We start from the raw sequence: 20,096 nt of genomic DNA, 5'->3' as shown, positions 1-20,096 counted from the left end.
AACTAGGAATTAGCGGGTCAGCAACACAAGTGCAAGTACGATCGCACGCACGGGAAAGCCGAAATGCTGCAATTTCTTCTTAAAATTATGTCATTTAACCACAATTTTATTTCCCAAGGTGGATTAGAAGAGTGGCCACCGCAGTTAATGGGACTGCACGCGGTCAGCGATTTGTTAATTTCCTTGGCTGATTACTCAATTCCAGCGATTCTGACATACTTTGCCTGGAAGCAGCGCAAATTGCCTTTGAGCAGGGGGTTTCTGTTATTGGGAGCCTGGTTTTTCTGCCGGGGCACAACTCATCTGATGCAAGTTTGGATGCTGGTGCATCCCAGCTACTGGCCCTCAAGTTTCCTCGCCGCCATTACGGCTGTGATTTCTTTGTGGGCTGTGGCGGAACTGATGCCATCGCTTTCTCAACAATTCTTGGCTTTGGACGGTTTGGCTTTTTTCTCGGCAAATACAGCGCCGGAAACTCAAAAGCTTGATCGAGCTCCTGCTGTGATGGCCATTAAAAATTCCACCGCCTCCCCCCCAAACGAACTCCAGCAAATTAACCAGCAATTGCTCGCAGAAATAGCGCAGCGCGAGCGAGTCGAGCAAATTCTGCTCGATACTGTCAGCAAGCTGCAAGAAAGTGAAGAACGCTTCCGCGTTTTTCAGGAATTATCTATAGATGGATTTAACGTGTTCCGCAGCCTTCGCGACGAATCTAAAATTGTGGATTTTGAATGGGAATACGTCAATCCCGCAGCGGCAAAAATTCAGCATATGACTCCTGAAGAATTAATCGGAAAGCGATTGCTGGAAGTGCTGCCCGGTCATAAAGAGCGCAATTTGTTCGACCGTTACGTGGAAGTTGTAGAAACAGGAACTCCCCTCGATACCGAGATTTATTACAACAGCGAAGGCATTGTCGGCTGGTTTCGGATTGTGACGGTTAAATTGGGCGACGGTATAGCTATTTCTTTTAGCGATATTACTGAGCGCAAGCAAGTAGAAGCATCTTTGGGCGACGCGATGCAAAAACTCACTTCTCATTTTGAAAATACACCCCTAGCTGTGATTGAGTGGGATAAAAATTGTCGCATCAGCGGGTGGTCGCCGGCTGCCGAAAAGATTTTTGGGTGGAAGGAAACAGAAGTTTTAGGCAAGCATTTTAGCGAATGGAATTTTATTGGGTATGGCGATTTTGAAGATGTACAATCGGCAATTGATAGTTTAAAAAACTCACAGACTCGCTGCAATGTAGTTCGCAACAGCAATTATAATAAGGGCGGTTCGCTGCTGCACTGCGAGTGGTACAATTCGGCTTTTTACAGCGATTCTGGACAGTTGATATCGTTGCTGTCTCTGGTTTTGGACGTGACGGAACGCTTTAATTTTGTGGAAGTGCTGCGACAGTCTGAAGAGCGGTTTCGGATTGCGGCAAAAAGTGCTAGCGATTTGATTTACGAATGGGATATCGATACGGGTATCGTGCTGTGGTTCGGTGAGATAGACGGACATTTGGAGTACGAAAAAGGCGGATTTCCGAGGACGAGAGCAGCTTGGAACAGTATCTTGCATTCGGAAGACCGAGATCGAGTCCTGGCTGCACTCGATCGATATTTGAGCGCGCCAGACTGTTCTGCTGCCCCATTTTTTGAGGAATACCGCGTTCAGAACCAAGGTGGCGGCTGGCTGCACTGGATCGATCGCGGCATGGCAGTGCTTGACTCTCAAGGCAATCCCTACAAATTGATCGGGGCGATCGGCGACATCAGCGATCGCAAACAAGCCGAAGCACAGCGGAATCTCGCCTTGGCGCGGGAACAAGTAGCCCGCCGCCAAACAGAAGCCAGCGAACAGTTGTACCGCGCCCTCGCTGAAGCCATCCCGCAAATAGTTTGGACTGCTTTACCCGACGGCGCGATCGATTATTGCAACCAGGGCTGGTTTGAATATAGCGGCATGACGCTGGAGGAAACTAAAGGCTGGGGGTGGCAGCCAATTTTGCATCCAGATGACTTGGAACACACCCTAGAACGCTGGAATAACTCGGTACAGACTGGGGAGACTTATGAGGTGGAATACCGCTTTAAACGGGCATCTGACGGGGCTTACCGCTGGCATCTGTGTCGGGCATTGCCCGTGCGGGATGCTGAGGGGAAAATCATCAAGTGGTTCGGGACTTGTACGGATATTGACGATCGCCAGCGAGCGGCCCAAACAGCCGATTTCCGCGCCCGAGCCTTGGCTTTGCTGTCCTCGGCTTCCTTAGATTACCAGCAGGCGCTGCAAGGTCTGGCAGATTTAGCAGTGCCGGAGTTGGGGGATTGGTGCTGCGTGCATTTAATCGAACCCGACGGCTCGCTCCGCTTGCAAGCAGTTGCTCACTCCGATCCGAACAAAGTCGCCCTGCTGTGGCAAATCGACCAGCGCTTGCCGGTAGACCCCCACGGAAGGCACGGAGTGGCAAAGGTGCTGCGGACTGGGGAGGGGAAACTTTACCCAGAAATACCGAATTGGGCGCTCGAAGCGGTGGTACCGGACAGGGAATTGCTGTTGGTGCTGTGTTCCCATAGCCCGCTATCGGCAATCTGCGTGCCGCTGATGGCTCGCGGGCGGACGCTGGGAGCGATTTCGCTGCTGTGCGGAGAGTCTGGCCGCCGCTGCGAGCACGCCGATTTGGTTTTACTGTCGGATTTGGCGCGGGATGCGGCGGTGGCGATCGACAATGCGCGGCTTTACCGGGAAGCTTCCGAGACCAACCGGATTAAAGACGAGTTTTTGGCAACGCTTTCCCACGAGTTGCGGACTCCTCTCAACGCGGTGGTGGGCTGGTCTCAGATGCTGCGACAGCGCAAGTTGAGTCCCGAAAAAACGGCTGTGGCTTTGGAGACGATCGAGCGAAACGGGCGGTTGCAGACTCAGATGATTGAGGATTTGCTGGACGTTTCCCGGATTGTCAGCGGTAAAGTGTGTTTGAAGCTGTCCCCGGTGAATTTGGTTGGGACTGTAGAAACGGCCGTCAAGGCCCTGATTCCTGATGCTGAAGTTCGCGGAGTGGAATTGGTGAGTTATTACGGCGAAGGAGTGAGTACCTTGAGGGGCGATGCTGCTCGTTTGCAGCAGGTGGTGTGGAATTTGCTCTCGAATGCGATTAAGTTTACGCCGCGGGGAGGTCGCATAGAAATCAGGGTCTGGGATGACGGGGAATCGCGATCGGCTGGTGATGCCATTTTGTCTGTGTCTCCGGTTCACTCTGTGACGATCGCCGTCACCGATACCGGAATTGGCATCAGCAAGGAGTTTTTACCGTTTGTGTTCGATCGCTTCCGCCAAGCTGACAGCAGTTCTACGCGCAATTACGGCGGGCTGGGACTGGGATTGGCGATCGTCCGCCATCTTGTGGAACTCCACGGCGGCACTATCTGGGTCGAAAGTCCCGGCCTAGGACTAGGCTCGACTTTTGGGGTGCGATTGCCAATTTAGTCAGTTGTTAGTTGTTAGTTGTTAGTTGTTAGTTGTCAGTCAACAGTCAACAGTCAACAGTCAACAGTCAACAGTCAATAAGACTAATTCTCCTACCATTCTTGCAGGGCGATCGCAATTCCCTCTCTCAATCCCGGTTCCAGACTCTCTTGTTTAACTAAACTTTCTAATTGCTGCCGAACCTCCGCCGCACCAAGCCGTTTGAGTGCTGCAGCGCCGTGCAGCCTGACGCTATTATCGCCGTCGGCTAACAATTGAATCAGCGCGTTTAGCGCTCTAATATCACCTAATTGTCCTAACGCTAAAGCTAAAGATTGTTTGATTTCGGGAGGCTGCACCGCCGGATGATTCCCCTCCAGCAAACCGATCGCAATTTCAGCAGCTTTAACTTTTAACTCCGGCTTTGACCCTCGCCCTAAAACAGCGGCAATTTCTTGACAAACAGCAGGATTAATGTTATTTATTTGCCAGGATTCGCTGGCATTTAGCACTCGATCGCTATTTGTGAATTCGCTTGGTTGTGCGTTAAAAAGCGATCGCCCAATCAGCGCAGTTTGCAAATATTCTAAAGCAACAGCAGTTTCGCTCCAGCCTAGGGCGCGCACAGTTTCGATTTGCAATTCCAGGGGAGTTGCGGGGTTTCGCAGGAATTCAAATAAACTGTACGCTGCAGCATCGGTTTTCAGTCGCCCGATCGCGATCGCCGCTTGTTGGGACACTTCAAATCGGATGTCCCAAAGCAAAGGTTTGAGCAAATTAACTAAATCTAATTCTGCATCTAAATAAGCGCGAACTCCCAGAGCTCTCACGGCTTCTTTTCTGACTGATGTCGCGACATCTTTGAGTGCTTCTACCAGTACCGGCGGGATGCGGGAGTCGTGAAAACTACTCAAAGCCTCGATCGCAGCCAGCCGCACCGCAATTCTAGAGTCTTTGACTACACTCAACAGCGGGGCGATCGCTTCGGGGCGGCGAATTTGGGCGAGGGCTGCTGTGGCAAACTGTCGCGAGTCTTCCTGCTGCAATAGAGTTGCTAGGGATTCTATAGCTGTCGGGCCGAAATTGGCGAGGGTTTGGGCCGCGATTTGGCTCAATTCTTCGTCGGAATTTTTGACTAATTGTACTAAAGCTGCAATCACTTCCGGGCGCTCGAACTTTCCGAGAATGCGGGCGGCAAACCACCTGGGTTCGGTGTCTGCGTCTTCGTCTTCGATCGTGGCAATTAAAGGTGCGATCGCGCCATTTCCCAGATTTGGCAATACTTTAGCAATTTCCCAGCGGTCTTGAAAATCCCCCCATTCCAAGGTTTGTATTGCTAAACTTACAGCTTGTTCTAAAAATATTTTTTCCTGTGGCTGGCTGCGGTTGGCTGTCACTTGCTGCAAGCATTCGACTACAATAGGCCAGTTTTGGCGATCGGCAGCGGCTTGCGCTTGTTCCAAAATATGAGACATAAATTTAATTTAGCTTCAAGAAGGTAGATGACAGCTAGCCCAGAAGCGCGATCGTCTCCCGCAATCTGTTGCTACAATTATCAATTATTTTAGATTGATGTCAATCCCTCACCAATGGTAAAATACAATTAAAACATTAAATCAATCCATTTAAATCATCAATTTGTCATATTTTTTCAACAAAAGGATTTAATTTCTACTTAAATAAAAATAGAGCTAATAAATCCCAATTAAATAAAGCCATTTCTTCCTTCGGTTCGCAGTGCGGACTCAACTCCGCACTACGAACCGTGACATAATTAATTTTTTTACCCAACTCTTAGCCCATTTTTCCATGAAAAAAGCTCTCCTTTTAGTAAACCAGCACTCCCGAAAAGGAAAAAAACTATTATCTCAAGCCACTGCCAAATTAGAAGCACTTGGTTTTGAATTAATAGTAAAATCAACCGACAGCGCCAGCGAAATTTCCGACACAATTCGGAAGCACAAAAATCAAGTCGAATTAGTCATCATCGGTGGTGGCGATGGCACACTTAACTGCGCCATCGAAGGTTTGATGGACACTAAATTACCCTTGGGTATTTTGCCGATGGGAACAGCTAACGATTTAGCCCGCACTCTCGGAATTCCTACCAATTTATCCGCAGCTATTCAAGTAATTGCCAGCGGTAAAATTCGGCTTATAGACATAGGCTGGGTAAACCAACAGCATTTTTTTAATGTAGCGAGTTTGGGATTGAGCGTCGAAATTACCCAGAGACTGACTAAAGATGTAAAGCAGCGCTGGGGAATTTTAGCTTATGCTTTTGCTGCTTTGCAGACAATTTTTAAATCGCGACCATTCAGAGCAGAAATCAAGGTCAATAACCAATCTTTTAATGTAAAAACAATTCAAATTGCCATAGGCAACGGCCGCTACTACGGCGGCGGCATGACAGTTGCCGAAGATGCCACCATCGACGACAAGCGACTAGACTTGTATAGTTTAGAGACACAACATTGGTGGGAAATCCTTGCTTTGCTGCCGGCAATGAGGCAAGGAAATCATACCACTTGGCCGAAGGTTCGCGCCTTGCACGCTCAAGAATTTGAGATTAATACTAGCAAACGCCGTTCGATTAATACCGACGGTGAAATCACCACTCACACGCCTGCAAAATTCCGAGTGATTCCCCAAGCTTTAGCAGTTATAGCTCCTGTATAAGTTTGTAGTGATATCAATTCCGGTTGCACTCATATATAACTGTTGACAGTTGACAGTTGACTGTTGACTGTTGACTCGAAAAACTGAATGGTTGATTGTTAACTGTTGACTCGATTTTATTATTCCGATGCAACCAGAAACGATATGAGGATTTTATTCCTCTGATTTTGACACAGACTCAAGTCCTCACTACAAACCGAATTACCATAATTAATAATCGCCTCCCGCGCCGTATTGCCACGCTTCAACTAATCGGTTAAAATAATATTGCTGTTCTGCAGATAAATTTTTAACCTGCGGTTCTACCGCTTTCCCCAATGGCTGCAATCCCGTATAAATTCCTAAATTTACATAATGAACCATCCAATCAAGCAAATTAGCTATTCCCACCTGCGGAAGGATTTTCATCACTAATCCGGGATGACTAATTGCTGTTTTAAACAGGGTTTTTGACAAACCCGGAAATAACACAATATCCTGCAGAAACGGTTTGAGTACCGGTTCTCCCAACTCTTCCATTACCTGAAATACAGCAGCCAAAAGTTGATTGATTTGATTGGGCTCAATTTTTTGATTCATCGCAGCACTCATCGAACGCTGAAACAACCAGGTAACAGATAGATTGGGCTGGTACGGTTGCAAAAGTGCGAGGGATTTTTTGTCTAAACTCTCGCTTGTCAAAGCTTCGTCAATTCCGAGAGTCAATCGTTTGAGGTGGCGCACCATTGCCCCAAAACCGCCGAAGCTGAGGGGCGATTGGCTACCGCTGCTGTCTCCGACTGGAAGTATGCGATTCCAAGGCATTTTTAGAGGACTTTGACGATAGCAGGGAAAGAATCCGTAGAGTGCTCTTTGGAATTTTAACTGTTCGAGTTTGACGTTTTGATATTGGGGCAGCAAGCGCAAATATTCTTCAAATAATGTTTCTAAACTGAATCTTTCTGTGTCAGCGTCTATGTAGGTAAATAAGTAAGTAGTGCGCCCGTCTCTGGCTGGAAATGCTTCCCAAAAGTATTGGCACTGATTTTGCATTGGGGTGAAGGATGCAAATATGTCGCCGGTTTCGTTTTTGGGGTATCCTTGGGCGCAAGTGCCGACTACTAAACATACTGCGTCGGGTTTTTTGCCTTGTCTGGCTTGGCGGACAATGGGGGAAAAATGTCCCATTGCATCTAAGAATAATCTGGTTTTAAATAAATTTTCGGCTGTCGGTGAATCTGTAATTGCCGATTCTACCGCGACTCCGTTCGGGTGAATTGTTGCTGTTTTAAATGGTGTTTTTTCAAATAGTTTGCCTCCGGCTTGGAGAAATTTTTGTTTGAGGGTTTCGAGGAGGTAAACTGGGTCTATTCCGATGTTTAGTACGTCGCGCACCCAAATGTCGGGGGTGTTGGCAAAGCTAATGCGGGCTGGGTTGTATTCGGTGGCTATTGCTTTGTCTATTTCAGCAGCAGTCAGCAAATTTAGTTCTAAGAATGCGTCTAATTCTTTGCGCGAAATGTTCCATTCTTGTTCGCGCCCTCGCAGGATGCCGCGTTCGAGTAGGGCTACTCGCCAACCCCGCACGGCTAAGGCTGTTCCGATGAGTATTCCTAGGGTTCCGCCGCCGATAACTATGTCGAAGTCGAGGGTTTCGAGGGGTTGTTGGTTGTGCTTGACTGCTTGGGGTGCTGGTGCGGTGTTTTGTTTGAGGTTGTTCCAGAGTCGATCGACCTTTTGCAGGCCTTCAAGGGCATTTCCGGGCACTTGGGAGAGGATTTGTTCGGTGAGGGACATCGGGTTTTAAGATTGAAGAGCGGTGGATTTTCTATAATTTAGCTTAGATCGATATTTCGGAGAGTTTTAGGGCTGATGTGGGGTAAAAAAACCGGTTTATAGGAGTTTTGGGCTTAACGATAAATCACGCCAGAAACCTGGTTTCTGATAAGTAGGATGCGTCAGCTACGACTATTTCGGCGACAAACCAACAATCTCATGCTGACGCACGCCCCGAATTAAATCAAGGGTGCGTCAGCATGAGACTTTTTCGCCACGATTATTAAGATGTCAAAAATGACGCACCCTACGATTTTTGTTCCGGTTCAATCAGCGGTGCTTAATTCTTCTACTTGCAGTCGATCGCACAAAATTGGTTCGCACGCCACACCACCAGTCTCTGCAGCTGTCCAAATTTCTAATTTAGCTTCCGGTACCGCTTCAAACAAAAAACGTTCTCCCGGAAACACCGTTCGCTCAAAATGCCAATTAGGAATATTTGTAATTCGAGCAATTTGCACTTGGCTAGTATTGTTAAGATACCAACACAAAATGCGCGTATTCTGTTCGGAAATTACCTCATTCATTGTCAAATTCATTTGTTTTACTTGTTTGTGAAATTGTGTAATCCATCGGCTGCTAGCCCGATCTTAATATAACATATTACAATAAAAAATAGACATACTTTGGGTATATTAATAAATACCTCTGCATGAAAAATTGCTCTTTTCTACGTGTTCCCAAGAAGGTGCAAAAGGCGACATTGCTAAGGTGCAAGATTTCCATCCTCCCCTCACGGGTGCATTCAACAATTGACAGTGACCAACCGATCCTCTTGGATCTTTGTAGTAACAGCAAAAAGCGCATTTAGAAATAGAAGTGCAGGGCGGAGCGCTAGTTACAAGAATGGATTCGCTGTGAAGGTTGTTGCGTTTGAGAGTTAGAGTTTCCATCGATATCTTTTTCAAATCTTCAATCTCAAGTATGACAGCCGGATTTCAGTCGCTGCGTCTACCTCAAGGCTTAGTTCGATTTTAAGTTTTGTTTAGGGATCGATAGAAAACATATCTTTTTTGACGGAATAAAACTAGGGAGCAATTAATTTTTCTATAATTTTAATTTGCTGCCCTGGCTCGATCGCCCTCGGTTACTGTCTGAGGGAGTAAACCTCAGACGCCAGTTAGTTATCCTTGCCTAGCTGGCTGAACAAATCGGCTAAAATTGTATTGGAAAATAAAAAACCTTCAGGATCGCTCAACCTCAAATTCCCTGAAAGCGGCAGTTTCGCGCCTTCGCCTAAAGTTGCGTCAAGCGGATCTATCCCGTAGGAAATAGCCCTATCGGCTGTCACGATTTCCACCCATCGCAGCCGCCAGTAGGGTTGCAAACAATCCCAAATTCGATCGACTGTTTGCTGCGTAAACTGTTGAGTCAGCGCCGAAAGGCTAACTCCTTCTGCTAAACGCAAGCCTAGCATCAGCGTTTCTAACAAAATGTCATTTTCTGAGACTTGAACATTTTGATCGACTGCTGGGTAAATATCCTGCGGGGTTTCCTCCCCTATTTTTGGGGTGGCTGCTGAAGCGATCGCACAGATCGATCGCACCCACTGATAATATTCTTGAGTTTTGCGAGGCCTTGTCAACCTCCGGCCTTCCACGTAACTCGCCGCCCCCATTCCCAAACCGTAATAAGGGCGATTTTCCCAATAAACGCGGTTGTGGCGGCACTGATAACCGGGCTTAGCGTAATTAGAAATTTCGTAATGTTCGTAGCCAGCCCCAGTCAAAATCGATCGCGCCAAACGGTACATTTCAGCAGCGGTTTCATCTGCCGGTAGCGGCTGCGCGCCTGCTTCAAAGTAGCGCCCAAAGGCCGTCCCAGGCTCAACAATTAAGTCGTAACTCGACAGGTGAGTCGGGCCAATTTCTACCGCCGATTTGAGGGAAGTTTCCCACTGTTCTAAAGTTTGGTGCGGCAGTCCCGAAATTAAATCTAAACTGAAATTGACAATCCCGGCCGATCGCACGATTTCTACTGCTTCAAAAATTTCTGCCACAGAGTGCGATCGCCCGCAAGCTTGCAGCAATTCATCCTGAAAAGCTTGCACTCCCAAACTAACTCGATTTACTCCCGCCGCTGCATATCCCCGCAACTGTTCTAAATTAAAAGTACCAGGGTCTATTTCTATAGAAATTTCCGCCCCAGCAGCAATCCCAAATTTGCCGTCTAGAGTCTCTAAAATATCGCTCAACTGACTGACAGAAAGCAGCGAAGGTGTGCCGCCACCAAAAAAAACTGTTTTCAGAGATGCGCCTAAATTTGGAGTTGCTTGAATTTCTTGACACAGTGCGGCAACGTATTGCACGATTGTGCCGGAATTTTCGCCATTTTTGCGATCGCCCACCACAAAAACCGGAAAATCGCAGTAGTAACAGCGGCGGCGACAAAAAGGTACGTGCAGGTAAGCCGAACTCGGAATGCCGGAATTTGCCGCTTGGCCGCTTTTTTTGAATTCAAATGTTAAATAATCTGTAGTAGCGTTCATTACTCTCAAGCCACAATTGCCAGTTCAAATCTCAAGCTTTAATTAAAGCATCATGAATAATTATGTATATTATGACAGTTGGTCAGTAATAAAGGCCTGGGTTCGAGCGGCTATTTTAGTTGCACCTACTATCGGTGGCGATCGGCAGAAATTCCCGAATAGCCAGAGATTCCTGTATTGGTATCTGGTAGATGCCCTCGGCAGACCTCGCTAAATCTAGCTCTTGCTCGATCGCGCATCCCCTTCACGGTAGAGGCGCGAAATATAAGTTCATTAAAATTTATGAATCAAGATAGCGATATCCGACCGCAACGTCGGAAAAAACTATCAGCACGGGAAAGATATAATGTAAACAAATTCATTAACCTAGAACTAATGCTAGACGCAATCATAATAATCTCATTCATAATCGCAGGCGGAGGCATCGGCTATTACGGAGTCGAGCTGCTACCGAACAACCTGCTGGAGCAAGTTACAAATATACAAGGTTTAAGTTCTGTACTAGGTTCCTTTGGAGCATTAATCGGCTTCGTGATGGGATTAGTGGCTCAAACAACCTATCGGCGCTTGGAAAAACAAGTCCGCGATATGCCAGTCGAGATGCTGCTGACGCGGGCGATCGGCTTAATCATCGGACTGCTAGTAGCGAACTTAATGCTGGCTCCGCTATTCCTGCTGCCAATTCCCCGCGAGTTCGGCTTCATCAAACCTCTAGTCGCAGTCTTGGGTAGCGTCATGTTCGGCTTCACAGGTGTCAGCTTGACAGACACTCACGGCCGCGCTTTCTTGCGACTGATCAACCCCAAAAGCTTTGACACGGTGTTGGTAGCCGAAGGTACTTTCAAACCAGCAACTGCCAAAGTTGTCGATACTAGCTGCATTATTGACGGCCGAATTGAAAACTTGCTAGAAACAGGTTTCCTCGAAGGTCAAATTATCGTGCCGCAATTCGTGCTCCAAGAACTGCAACTGGTAGCTGATTCCGCCAACGATCAAAAGCGAGTGCGCGGACGCCGCGGCTTAGATGTACTCAACCGCATCAAAGAAACATATCCAGAACGGATTCAAATTCACTCGGCTGACTACGAAGATATTGCCACAGTCGATGCGAAATTAGTCCGCTTCGCTTTAGATATCGACGGAATTTTGCTCACCAACGATTACAACTTATCGAAAGTAGCTACCGTCCAAAAACTGCCGGTTTTGAATATCAACGATTTGACTCATGCGGTGCGCCCGACTTATTTGCCGGGAGATACGATCGAACTAAAAATCCGCAAAGAAGGCAAAGAACCCTCTCAGGGAATCGGTTACTTGGATGACGGCACAATGGTTGTCGTAGAAGCAGGAAGCAGCTATGTCGGCGGCGAAGCCAGAGTCGTAGTCACCAGCGCCCTGCAAACAAGCGCCGGCCGCATGATATTCGCCCGTCCTCAAGAATCCGTTATTGTGTAAATTACCCAGCACTGACCTGAGTACAGGTACAGTGTGGGCTTTCAATAGCCCTGAAATGATCTTGCACATTGCAAAACAATCTCGAACCTTCGGGCTTATTTACGGAAGCCCCAATAGCAGCAATATTCTTACTGCCGTTTAAGTCGGCATCACCTTTCCATCCACAATGACCACAAGCAAACTTTTTACCGTTTCTATAAGATTCACCCTGTACAGGGTGAATCTGATTGCATTTGTGGCACATTTGGCTAGTGTATCTAGGCTCAACAAACAAAATCTTTACGCTATGCTTTATAGCTTTGTAGATTAGGAATTGGCGCAACTGAAAGAAGGCCCAGCTATTGCTAAGTCTCCGCTCTTTTTTCGAGCGTGGCTGCTGATTTGCGCGCTCTCTAATTCCCGTCAAATCTTCCAAAGCGATAACTTGATTTTTGTTTTGAGCCTTCGTTACGATACGGTGACTGATAGTATGATTTACTAAGGTCTGAAAGCGTTTTTCCTTGCCCGACAACCGTTTCAACAATTCTCGACATCTACGCCGAGAGCTGCGTGTGCCTTTCGTGGCTTTTCGCTGGATATTTGCTCTCAACTTGGCATAATGATTTCTAACTTTGGTAATTTGTTTACCGCTAAATGTATCTCCATCAGAAGTAACTGCAATATCAGTCCTACCCAAATCACAGCCCAAAACTTGATTGCTTGGTGGAGGCTCGGCTGGCTGAGATTCAAGCTGAATATTAAGATAGTAACTACCATAAGAGCGTTTGCAAAAAGTAGCAGTCTTGGGGTTTTGACCTTTGAGCAATCCAAGTTGGTAGTTTCCGATAGCCAGTACAAACCGTTCCCTACCGCCAGTAGTAGTCAAACTTACTGTCCAATCTTTTTCCCTAAAAGAAAATATACGGGTATCGTAAGTGACGCTAGTAGGAGCAAAGCGGATGACTGGCTTCCCATCTTTTTTAGCTGTTTTTCTGTTGCCAGAAACCCGTCTAATAGCATGGATTGCCAACTGCGCCGAAAGTCCAAACATATCTCTGACATTGTGATATACCAAGGATTGCATCGCCAATTCATTTGTCAGAGTTGGCGGCACAGTTTGATTCACGTATTCACAAGCATTAGCGAACGCCTTACAGGTTGCATCAATTTTGATGGACTGCTCAGGCGTTACTTGGAGCTTGCAAGATACTGTCAAAACTTGTTTCATGACAAGGTTGTATCACGTATTGAAGAAATTCTGTTGTGTTTATAGATAATTTGTTCAGCTCTTGAGCCTCACGCGCATTCCTCCCGTCACTCAACGGAGTACCGTTAGACTGCGGGACTCCTGCTGTTTTAGTTGAAACTGAGTAACAATGGCCAGGGCAATCAGAATCAAATATTGCGATCGTTGTTCCCAATCTGCCCCGACTCTCTACCGCGCCCGGTATGACGAGTCGGGGCAGTGGTTTTTTTTGTGTCTTAAATGTTGGGAATCGGTAAGTAAAAACAATCCTTTTTACTTCTACGGTGGCACTTGGAAAGCTAGCAAGAAAAAATAGCAATTACCAGCTTCTTCTTCTTTTCTCTTCCTTCGCGTCCTTCGCGTCTTCGCGGTTCAATCATATCAATATCTAATTCCAGATTATTCCAGTTTCCCCCAAAGTTTTAACGTCGGCGCGGGGCCGGAAGCCTAGCGCTATTGCCATTTTGCGGTTGCGGTTTTTCTTGCAGCTTCATTGTCAAACTAACCCGCTTTAACTTCTCATTCACCTCCAAAACCCGCACTTTCACAACTTGTCCGACTTTGACAATCTGTTTCGGATCTTCCACGAATCGATCGGCTAATTGAGAAACGTGAACCAAACCATCTTGGTGCACTCCCACATCAACAAAGGCTCCAAAGTTAGCTACATTCGTGATTATGCCTTCTAATTCCATCCCAACTTGCAAGTCGGAGATTTCTTTAATTCCTGCTTGGAAAGTGGCATATTTAAACTCGGCTCGCGGGTCTCTTCCCGGTTTTTCTAGTTCGGAAATAATGTCTCGGAGTGTTGGTTCTCCGACTTTTTCCGTGACATATTTCTTGATGTTTACAGTCTTGATTTTTTCCGATATTTGTGTTATTCCTGTCAACGGCAAGTCTAAATCCTTGGCGATCGCCTGCACGACAGGATAACTTTCGGGATGAACTGCGGTATTGTCCAGGGGGTTTTCGCCGCCGCGAATGCGGAGAAAGCCGGCTGCTTGTTCAAAAGCTTTTGGCCCAAGTTTGGGAACTTTCAGGAGTTGGCGGCGATTTTTAAATGCGCCGTTTTCGTTACGGTAATTAACGATATTTTTGGCAACTGTTGCCGTCATTCCTGACACAAATGTCAGCAGTTCTTTCGAGGCTGTGTTTAAGTCAACTCCGACATAATTAACGCAGCTTTCGACTGTTTCGTCGAGTTTCTTTTTGAGCAGTTTTTGGTCAACGTCGTGCTGGTATTGACCAACTCCTATTGATTTCGGGTCGATTTTCACGAGTTCGGCGAGGGGGTCTTGCAAGCGCCGTCCGATGCTGACTGCGCCGCGGACGGTGATGTCGAGGTCGGGAAATTCGGCGATCGCCACATCGCTGGCTGAATAAATCGATGCACCGGATTCATTCACCATGACTTTAATCGGTTTCCTGTCCATTTGGGCCAAAACTTCCGAAACAAATTCGTCTGTTTCCCGAGAAGCTGTACCGTTGCCGATCGCGATTAATTCAATCTTATATTTTTCAATTAAATGCTTGACAATTTTACCAGCTTGCTGTCGCTGAGCGGCCGCTTGGTGGGGGAAAATTGCTTGATATTCTAAAAATTGCCCGGTTTCATCGAGGGCGGAAACTTTGCACCCCGTGCGAAATCCCGGATCGATCGCCAGTGTGGGTTTCATTCCCGCCGGCGCCGACAGCAGCAACTCGCGGAGGTTGGTTTCAAAAGTGGCGATCGACTCGATATCAGCGACGGCTTTGTTGTGCGATCGCACTTCTGTAATTAACGAAGTCTTCATCAGTCGGTTGAAGGCATCCTTCAAGGTCGATCGATAAAACTCTTTAACGAACGGTATCCTAGTTCTAATTTCCTGACCTTCCAAATAAGCCATCACTGCGGATTCATCAAAGGCCAGTTCCAAATCTAAGACTCCTTCCGTTTCCCCGCGAAACAGGGCTAACATATTGTGCGACTGAACGCTTCTCACTGCAACTTGATAATTGCGGTACATTTCAAATTTAGTGCTTCCTTCCGGGAAATCCTCTTTAATTTTCGAGACAAAAACTCCTGTTTTCATCAAAAACTCTCGCAAATAAGCCCGCAATTCGGCTTTTTCCGAAACCGCTTCCGCCAAAATATCCCCAGCACCTTTGAGAGCTTCTTCTGAAGTTTTTACGCCCTTTTCTTCCGACACATATTTGCTAGCTTCCGCTGCGATATCGGCCGATTGAGCAGTTGGCAGGTTCAGAGATTTGATAAATTTTGCCAGGGGTTCCAAACCTTTTTCTCTAGCAATTGTCGCCCGCGTCCGCCGCTTCGGTTTGTAAGGCAAATAAAGGTCTTCGAGTTCATTTTTTTGCAGACACGATTCAATTTTAGCTTGCAATTCTTCCGTCAGTTTGCCCTGGGAGGCGATCGTCTCCAAAATCGATTTTTTGCGGTCTTCAATTTCCGTCAAATAAGTAAAGCGATCGGAAATATCCCGCAAATGAATTTCGTTGAGGGAATCGGTACGTTCTTTGCGGTAGCGGGCAATAAACGGAATAGTTGCTCCCTCGGCGAAAAGTTCCAGAGCATTATTGACTTGGGAGAGATTGATGTCAAGTTCTCCAGCAATCAGTTGAGGAATGTTGAGCATAGTACAGAATTTTGGGTCAGTCGATTTTAGGTTTTAGATTAACTTCACGGAAGAACGTAAAAAAGGTTTCAATAAAAGTTTGAAAGGTGTTGGCGATTGTCTTGACACTATTAAAGTCATTTTAGCATAAATCTAGTATTTTTTCAAAATTACCAGTCAACATCAGACTAAAGTCCTGCTTATAACACAGGTTCGTAGTGAGGATTTCAGTCTTGCTTCTAACTCCCGAAGAAGACTCGCCTTTCCACCGAGTAAACAGGTTCCTAGTGAGGCATTCAGTCCTTCTTTTTACAAGTTTGTATTCGGGAATTCAGTCCTTATTATAACTCCTAAAAAGGACTTATTTTCTACTTGTCACACAGGCTCGTAGTGATGAAGAATTAAGTCCTTTTTGAGATCCCTGTAAATGCCAAAATTTTCACTACAAAAGAATTAATATTTAACAATAATTTGATTAAATTCAGCTTATTTATTGCTAACATTATTTGCCGTCAACTCATCGGCGTAAGGTGACTGATGCAAATAAGCCTTACCCGCAGAACCAAAAAGTTGCAGTTTGCCAGAAATCACCGATCGCATAGCATCGATCGCCTTTTGCATAACTTCCAACAAATCAGGATCTGACAAAGAATTGCTAGTTTTCAACACCTCCATATAAGCATCGCGAACTTCCGTATTCACATTAAACTTAGATACGCCTAATGTAATAGATTGATTAATCATCGATTCTGGCAAACCGCTAGCGCCGTGCAACACTAACGGCACCGAAACAGAAGCCCGGATTTTTGCCAAACGCGGAAAATCGAGTTTCGGTTCGCTGAAATATTTGCCGTGAACGTTGCCAATTGTTACCGCCAAAAAATCCACCTTAGTTGCTTGAATAAACTCTACAGCTTCCACTGGATCGGTCATTTTAGCCGCTTTTTCTTCGATTGTCAAACCGTCTTCCGTACCGCTAATTCTGCCGATTTCTGCTTCAACCACCGCACCGTTAGCGTGGGATAATTCAGTCATTTTGCGAGTAAATATTAAGTTTTGTTCGTAGGACAAAGGAGAACCGTCAGCCATAATTGACTTGATGCCGGCAGCTAGGGCGAGGTGAATATCTTTTTCTGAGGTACTGTGATCTAAGTGTACTGCGATCGGCACTAAAGACTTGCGCGCGGCTTCCATGCAAAGCGCGACTAAAGGCGATTTTCCGTATTTTAGGGCGCTGGGGTGAAGTTGCAGCATCGCAGGACTTTGCAGCGCTTCGGCGGCATCGATGACGGCTTTTACTCCTTCGAGATTGTACACGTTAAAAGCGCCGATCGCATAAGCGTTTCTCCGGGCCGTGTTCAGCAATTCGCTAGTTGAGGCGAGCATAAATACCTGACTTAAAAAATTTTTAGAAGTGAAGATGGAAGATGGAAGAAGTCATTAGTCATTAGTCATTAGTTATTTTACCCTGAGCGAAGTCATTAGTCATTAGTCATGTTTTGCTGTCGCCTCCGAGCTTTCCGTACAACGTCATCAGGAAGAAAGAAGCCGTAGGGTGCGGATACATCGACAATTCCTAAACAAACATCGACAATTTCACAGCGACGCACCTTATACAATAGTTATTGTATGGTGCGTCAGGGCTGAATATTTTGACAAAAAACTCATAATTTTCCACCTGACGCACCATACAACTTTATGCACTATTTTTGTGCATTACCAGCGTGCAAGCCGCACTCTTTCATTGTCGATTCTTCCCACCACCAACGACCTTCGCGTTCGTGTTGGTTTGGCAATACTGGTTTTGTACAAGGTTCGCAACCAATGCTGACAAAACCGCGTTCGTGCAACTTATTGTAAGGCACTTCCAAAGCGCGAATGTATTCCCAAACTTCTGCTGAAGACCAATTGGCTAAGGGGTTGAATTTAATTAATTCATGGTCTGGAGTTGAAAAAGCACCGTCAACTTCAATCACCGGAATACCGTTGCGGGTACTGGGGCTTTGGTCTTTGCGCTGACCTGTAATCCAAGCATCGAGGGTATTCAATTTCCGGCGCAGCGGCTTGACTTTTCGCACGCCGCAGCATTCTTTGTGACCGTCTTCATAAAAACTAAACAATCCCTTTTCATCTACTAGGGCTTGTACTTCTGCTGCATCGGGAAACATTACTTCTAACTTAATGCCGTAATGTTTTCTGACGGCATCTAAAAACTGATAAGTTTCTGAGTGCAATCGTCCGGTGTCTAAAGTGAAAACGCGGAAGTTTTTGGTAATTTTCGAGGCAATGTCGATCAGAACTACGTCCTCGGCACCGCTGAAAGAAATTGAGATATTGTCAAAATTTTCTAGGGCAAATTTGATAATTTCTCTGGGTGTTTTTTGACTGTATTCTGCTTCTAGCGCGGCAATGTTGAGATTTCTTTGGATGGCAACCATATTTTCGGATTTTCGGTGTTCTTTTCCTCTAGCCCTTTATTATAGCCGATCGCAGTATCTATCTCACTGATTAATTTGACGGCATCTGGCGGCAGTCTTTTCGGCTGTACCCGCGAGGAGAGATTGAGGAGGACGATCGCCCGTTTGTAGCAATTTCGGTCAACCCAAAATATTCTACCGGGGAAAATATGACTATCGCACAGTTCGCCCAGGTTTGTAGTGAGGAATGTGAGTCATGCTTAATTTTTGCGGACTCGCATTCCTCACTACAAACTGATTAGTCGCAATCATTATGACAAAGATTCCATTTCTTTTTGCCACTTTTTCAATAAAACTTCGCGTTCTTTTTGTTCTTGAGGTTCCGGCCTTCTCAAGCCATTTGTAGCATCATATTTGCCGTAATACTGCGACATTCCCTGAAAAGATTTAGTCCCCTCATTGGGCAGAATTTTTTTCTGTTTCAGCCATTTTTCACAGGAACTCTGCCACATAAAAACGCGATCGTGCACTTCGCCACCTAATTTTCTGATGCGCTTAATTGAAAGTTCTTTTTTGACAAACAACAGCCGATCGCTCTCTTTGCTGCGCCCAATTAACCGAATTTCCGCCCCAGTGCCCCGGAAAAACTCGATCGCACAATAATCCTCAAACTGAAAAATACAGACCTCAGTTGGAGGAGCGCCCTCATCTGGTAAGATATCCACATCAAACTGCAACTGGTAGCCGATCGCGCTCACAGACGACTGCGGCAAAAGCAACCGCACCCGCTTCAGGCGATCGCTATAATTTGCCCAAAAATCTCGGCGCTCCTCCAACTGCTTAATTTCTGCATCAGACAGCCGCAGCATCCGCGCCACCAAATCAATTGTTTTCTGGAAATAACTATAATTTAGTGCGCCAATCCATCGAATCAGCGACTCTCGGGCGGGAGCCGAAACTAACTGCAATTTGGGATAATATTCATCTCGCACCCACTCAACCAATTTAGGCCTTTGATTTTTGAGAATATCGCTCGAAATTTTCACTAACAACTCTTCAACTGCTGCAAGTTGCGGCGCTGGTGGCATTTCCTTCAAGCACCTAAGCAGCCATTCTACGCCCGACAAATCGGAAACCTGATTTTTAGCAAAAATTCCGGCAAGATGTACTTGAGCGCGATCGACTGCGGGGATTGTGGCGGGTAACTGAGCTTTTGCTAATAGCTCTGTTGGGGTTTTGAGATATTGCCAACTGAGTTTTGCTAGCTCGTAATCAGAGTTATCGCGAGTCAGGATTTTAATAATTTGTACTGGTAAAGCATCGATACCCGCCGCCGTGCTGGCAAATTCGGCAAAGCACTCTACCAAAAAGCGATCGAGCACCGGAACATTGCTAGAAACAGGATTTTCTAACTGGTGGCTGTGGTGCAGAGCCAAGCGCCACAGCAACTGCTGTTTCAGGCGGACATTGTTTTGAGCTACCAGCCAAATAGCTTGGGATATTTCTGGGGCGCGATCGGGGTTTTTGGTGTCCCATTCAGCTTTAGCCCAGAGACAATAAGTCCATTCCAGAGGAGTAATGCTGTCACCTCGCTCGTTCTGAATATCTGCTATAATTTCAGTCATCCCTCGCCGCGATATCCCCTTCACTTCGGGCACATTGGGCTTGTTTTGATGGGCAAAACTGCCAGCGTTTTTTATTTTTTCTGGTTGTTGCTGGCTGGGAATTGAAGGGAGTTGAATCTCGCTAAACTGAACGCTCATATTTATAAATTTATCCCAATTAAATTACTGAATTAGCATTCTTTATTTGGCGGCGCATCAACCGAGATTTTTTTGATAATAATTTCAGGGGAGTGGGCGCGAGCGAGTTGAAAAAGCCGATTTTGGCGATCGCCAGCGCGTCAGCCCTTGTACTGCAGTATTTTACACAACTTTTGATATTAAGGG

At 46.2% G+C, this 20,096-nt stretch carries 12 protein-coding genes; 3 read left to right on the top strand and 9 right to left on the bottom strand.

Features of this window, described 5'->3' with window-relative positions; all coding sequences use genetic code 11:
• Positions 1–63: 63 nt before the first annotated feature.
• A complete protein-coding gene (locus QUA01_RS04810) occupies positions 64–3,477 on the top strand; it encodes a PAS domain-containing sensor histidine kinase (protein WP_333087215.1) in 3,414 nt (1,137 codons plus the stop codon).
• A gap of 92 nt (positions 3,478–3,569) precedes the next feature.
• Here the strand turns inward: QUA01_RS04810 and QUA01_RS04805 are convergent, their stop codons facing one another.
• Positions 3,570–4,931, bottom strand: coding sequence for a HEAT repeat domain-containing protein (locus tag QUA01_RS04805; protein WP_333087214.1), 1,362 nt, complete (start codon positions 4,929–4,931; stop codon positions 3,570–3,572).
• Between the two features lie 334 nt (positions 4,932–5,265).
• On the opposite strand from QUA01_RS04805, the gene QUA01_RS04800 reads away from it, so the two are divergent.
• Positions 5,266–6,135, top strand: coding sequence for a lipid kinase (locus QUA01_RS04800; RefSeq protein WP_333087213.1), 870 nt, complete (start codon positions 5,266–5,268; stop codon positions 6,133–6,135).
• A gap of 210 nt (positions 6,136–6,345) precedes the next feature.
• On the opposite strand, the gene QUA01_RS04795 is transcribed toward QUA01_RS04800, so the two are convergent.
• From QUA01_RS04795 to hemW, 3 genes are all read right to left on the bottom strand, one after another.
• Positions 6,346–7,911, bottom strand: coding sequence for an FAD-binding oxidoreductase (locus QUA01_RS04795; RefSeq protein WP_333087211.1), 1,566 nt, complete (start codon positions 7,909–7,911; stop codon positions 6,346–6,348).
• A 305-nt stretch (positions 7,912–8,216) separates the two neighbouring features.
• Positions 8,217–8,489: a DUF1830 domain-containing protein gene (locus QUA01_RS04790; RefSeq protein WP_194009647.1), complete on the bottom strand. Its 273-nt coding sequence runs from the start codon at positions 8,487–8,489 to the stop codon at positions 8,217–8,219.
• Positions 8,490–9,070: 581 nt separating this feature from the next.
• On the bottom strand, positions 9,071–10,438 hold the full coding sequence (gene hemW / locus QUA01_RS04785; RefSeq protein WP_333087209.1) for a radical SAM family heme chaperone HemW: 1,368 nt from the start codon (positions 10,436–10,438) through the stop codon (positions 9,071–9,073).
• Between the two features lie 375 nt (positions 10,439–10,813).
• Between hemW and QUA01_RS04780 the strand changes: the two genes are divergently transcribed.
• Positions 10,814–11,893, top strand: coding sequence for a PIN/TRAM domain-containing protein (locus QUA01_RS04780; protein WP_333087208.1), 1,080 nt, complete (start codon positions 10,814–10,816; stop codon positions 11,891–11,893).
• A 1-nt stretch (position 11,894) separates the two neighbouring features.
• Here the strand turns inward: QUA01_RS04780 and QUA01_RS04775 are convergent, their stop codons facing one another.
• The 5 genes from QUA01_RS04775 to QUA01_RS04755 form a co-directional block, all read right to left on the bottom strand.
• A complete protein-coding gene (locus QUA01_RS04775; RefSeq protein ID WP_333087206.1) occupies positions 11,895–13,100 on the bottom strand; it encodes an RNA-guided endonuclease InsQ/TnpB family protein in 1,206 nt (401 codons plus the stop codon).
• A gap of 440 nt (positions 13,101–13,540) precedes the next feature.
• Positions 13,541–15,751, bottom strand: coding sequence for a Tex family protein (locus QUA01_RS04770; protein WP_333087205.1), 2,211 nt, complete (start codon positions 15,749–15,751; stop codon positions 13,541–13,543).
• A 465-nt stretch (positions 15,752–16,216) separates the two neighbouring features.
• The gene (locus QUA01_RS04765) at positions 16,217–17,116 is read right to left on the bottom strand and encodes a class II fructose-bisphosphate aldolase (protein ID WP_333087204.1); all 900 of its coding nucleotides are present in this window, start codon (positions 17,114–17,116) and stop codon (positions 16,217–16,219) included.
• 317 nt (positions 17,117–17,433) lie between these two features.
• Entirely contained in the window at positions 17,434–18,168 is a 735-nt protein-coding gene (locus QUA01_RS04760; protein WP_333087203.1) for a phosphoadenylyl-sulfate reductase, read from the bottom strand.
• A gap of 290 nt (positions 18,169–18,458) precedes the next feature.
• Positions 18,459–19,910: an EH signature domain-containing protein gene (locus QUA01_RS04755; RefSeq protein WP_333087201.1), complete on the bottom strand. Its 1,452-nt coding sequence runs from the start codon at positions 19,908–19,910 to the stop codon at positions 18,459–18,461.
• Positions 19,911–20,096: the final 186 nt, after the last annotated feature.

Origin of the sequence: Microcoleus sp. S36a_B3 (genome assembly GCF_036700745.1) — a bacterium.
In the GTDB taxonomy this organism is placed as follows: domain Bacteria; phylum Cyanobacteriota; class Cyanobacteriia; order Cyanobacteriales; family Microcoleaceae; genus Microcoleus.
Note: the sequence above shows the minus strand (reverse complement) of the source record. Positions and strands in the feature narration are given on the sequence as shown.

What these genes read in the sequence shown, in the direction of transcription:
- QUA01_RS04810 (WP_333087215.1), top strand. Translation starts at nt 64, where the DNA reads ATGCTGCAATTTCTTCTTAAAATTATGTCATTTAACCACAATTTTATT.
- QUA01_RS04805 (WP_333087214.1), bottom strand. Translation starts at nt 4,931, where the DNA reads ATGTCTCATATTTTGGAACAAGCGCAAGCCGCTGCCGATCGCCAAAAC.
- QUA01_RS04800 (WP_333087213.1), top strand. Translation starts at nt 5,266, where the DNA reads ATGAAAAAAGCTCTCCTTTTAGTAAACCAGCACTCCCGAAAAGGAAAA.
- QUA01_RS04795 (WP_333087211.1), bottom strand. Translation starts at nt 7,911, where the DNA reads ATGTCCCTCACCGAACAAATCCTCTCCCAAGTGCCCGGAAATGCCCTT.
- QUA01_RS04790 (WP_194009647.1), bottom strand. Translation starts at nt 8,489, where the DNA reads ATGAATTTGACAATGAATGAGGTAATTTCCGAACAGAATACGCGCATT.
- hemW (WP_333087209.1), bottom strand. Translation starts at nt 10,438, where the DNA reads ATGAACGCTACTACAGATTATTTAACATTTGAATTCAAAAAAAGCGGC.
- QUA01_RS04780 (WP_333087208.1), top strand. Translation starts at nt 10,814, where the DNA reads ATGCTAGACGCAATCATAATAATCTCATTCATAATCGCAGGCGGAGGC.
- QUA01_RS04775 (WP_333087206.1), bottom strand. Translation starts at nt 13,100, where the DNA reads ATGAAACAAGTTTTGACAGTATCTTGCAAGCTCCAAGTAACGCCTGAG.
- QUA01_RS04770 (WP_333087205.1), bottom strand. Translation starts at nt 15,751, where the DNA reads ATGCTCAACATTCCTCAACTGATTGCTGGAGAACTTGACATCAATCTC.
- QUA01_RS04765 (WP_333087204.1), bottom strand. Translation starts at nt 17,116, where the DNA reads ATGCTCGCCTCAACTAGCGAATTGCTGAACACGGCCCGGAGAAACGCT.
- QUA01_RS04760 (WP_333087203.1), bottom strand. Translation starts at nt 18,168, where the DNA reads ATGGTTGCCATCCAAAGAAATCTCAACATTGCCGCGCTAGAAGCAGAA.
- QUA01_RS04755 (WP_333087201.1), bottom strand. Translation starts at nt 19,910, where the DNA reads ATGAGCGTTCAGTTTAGCGAGATTCAACTCCCTTCAATTCCCAGCCAG.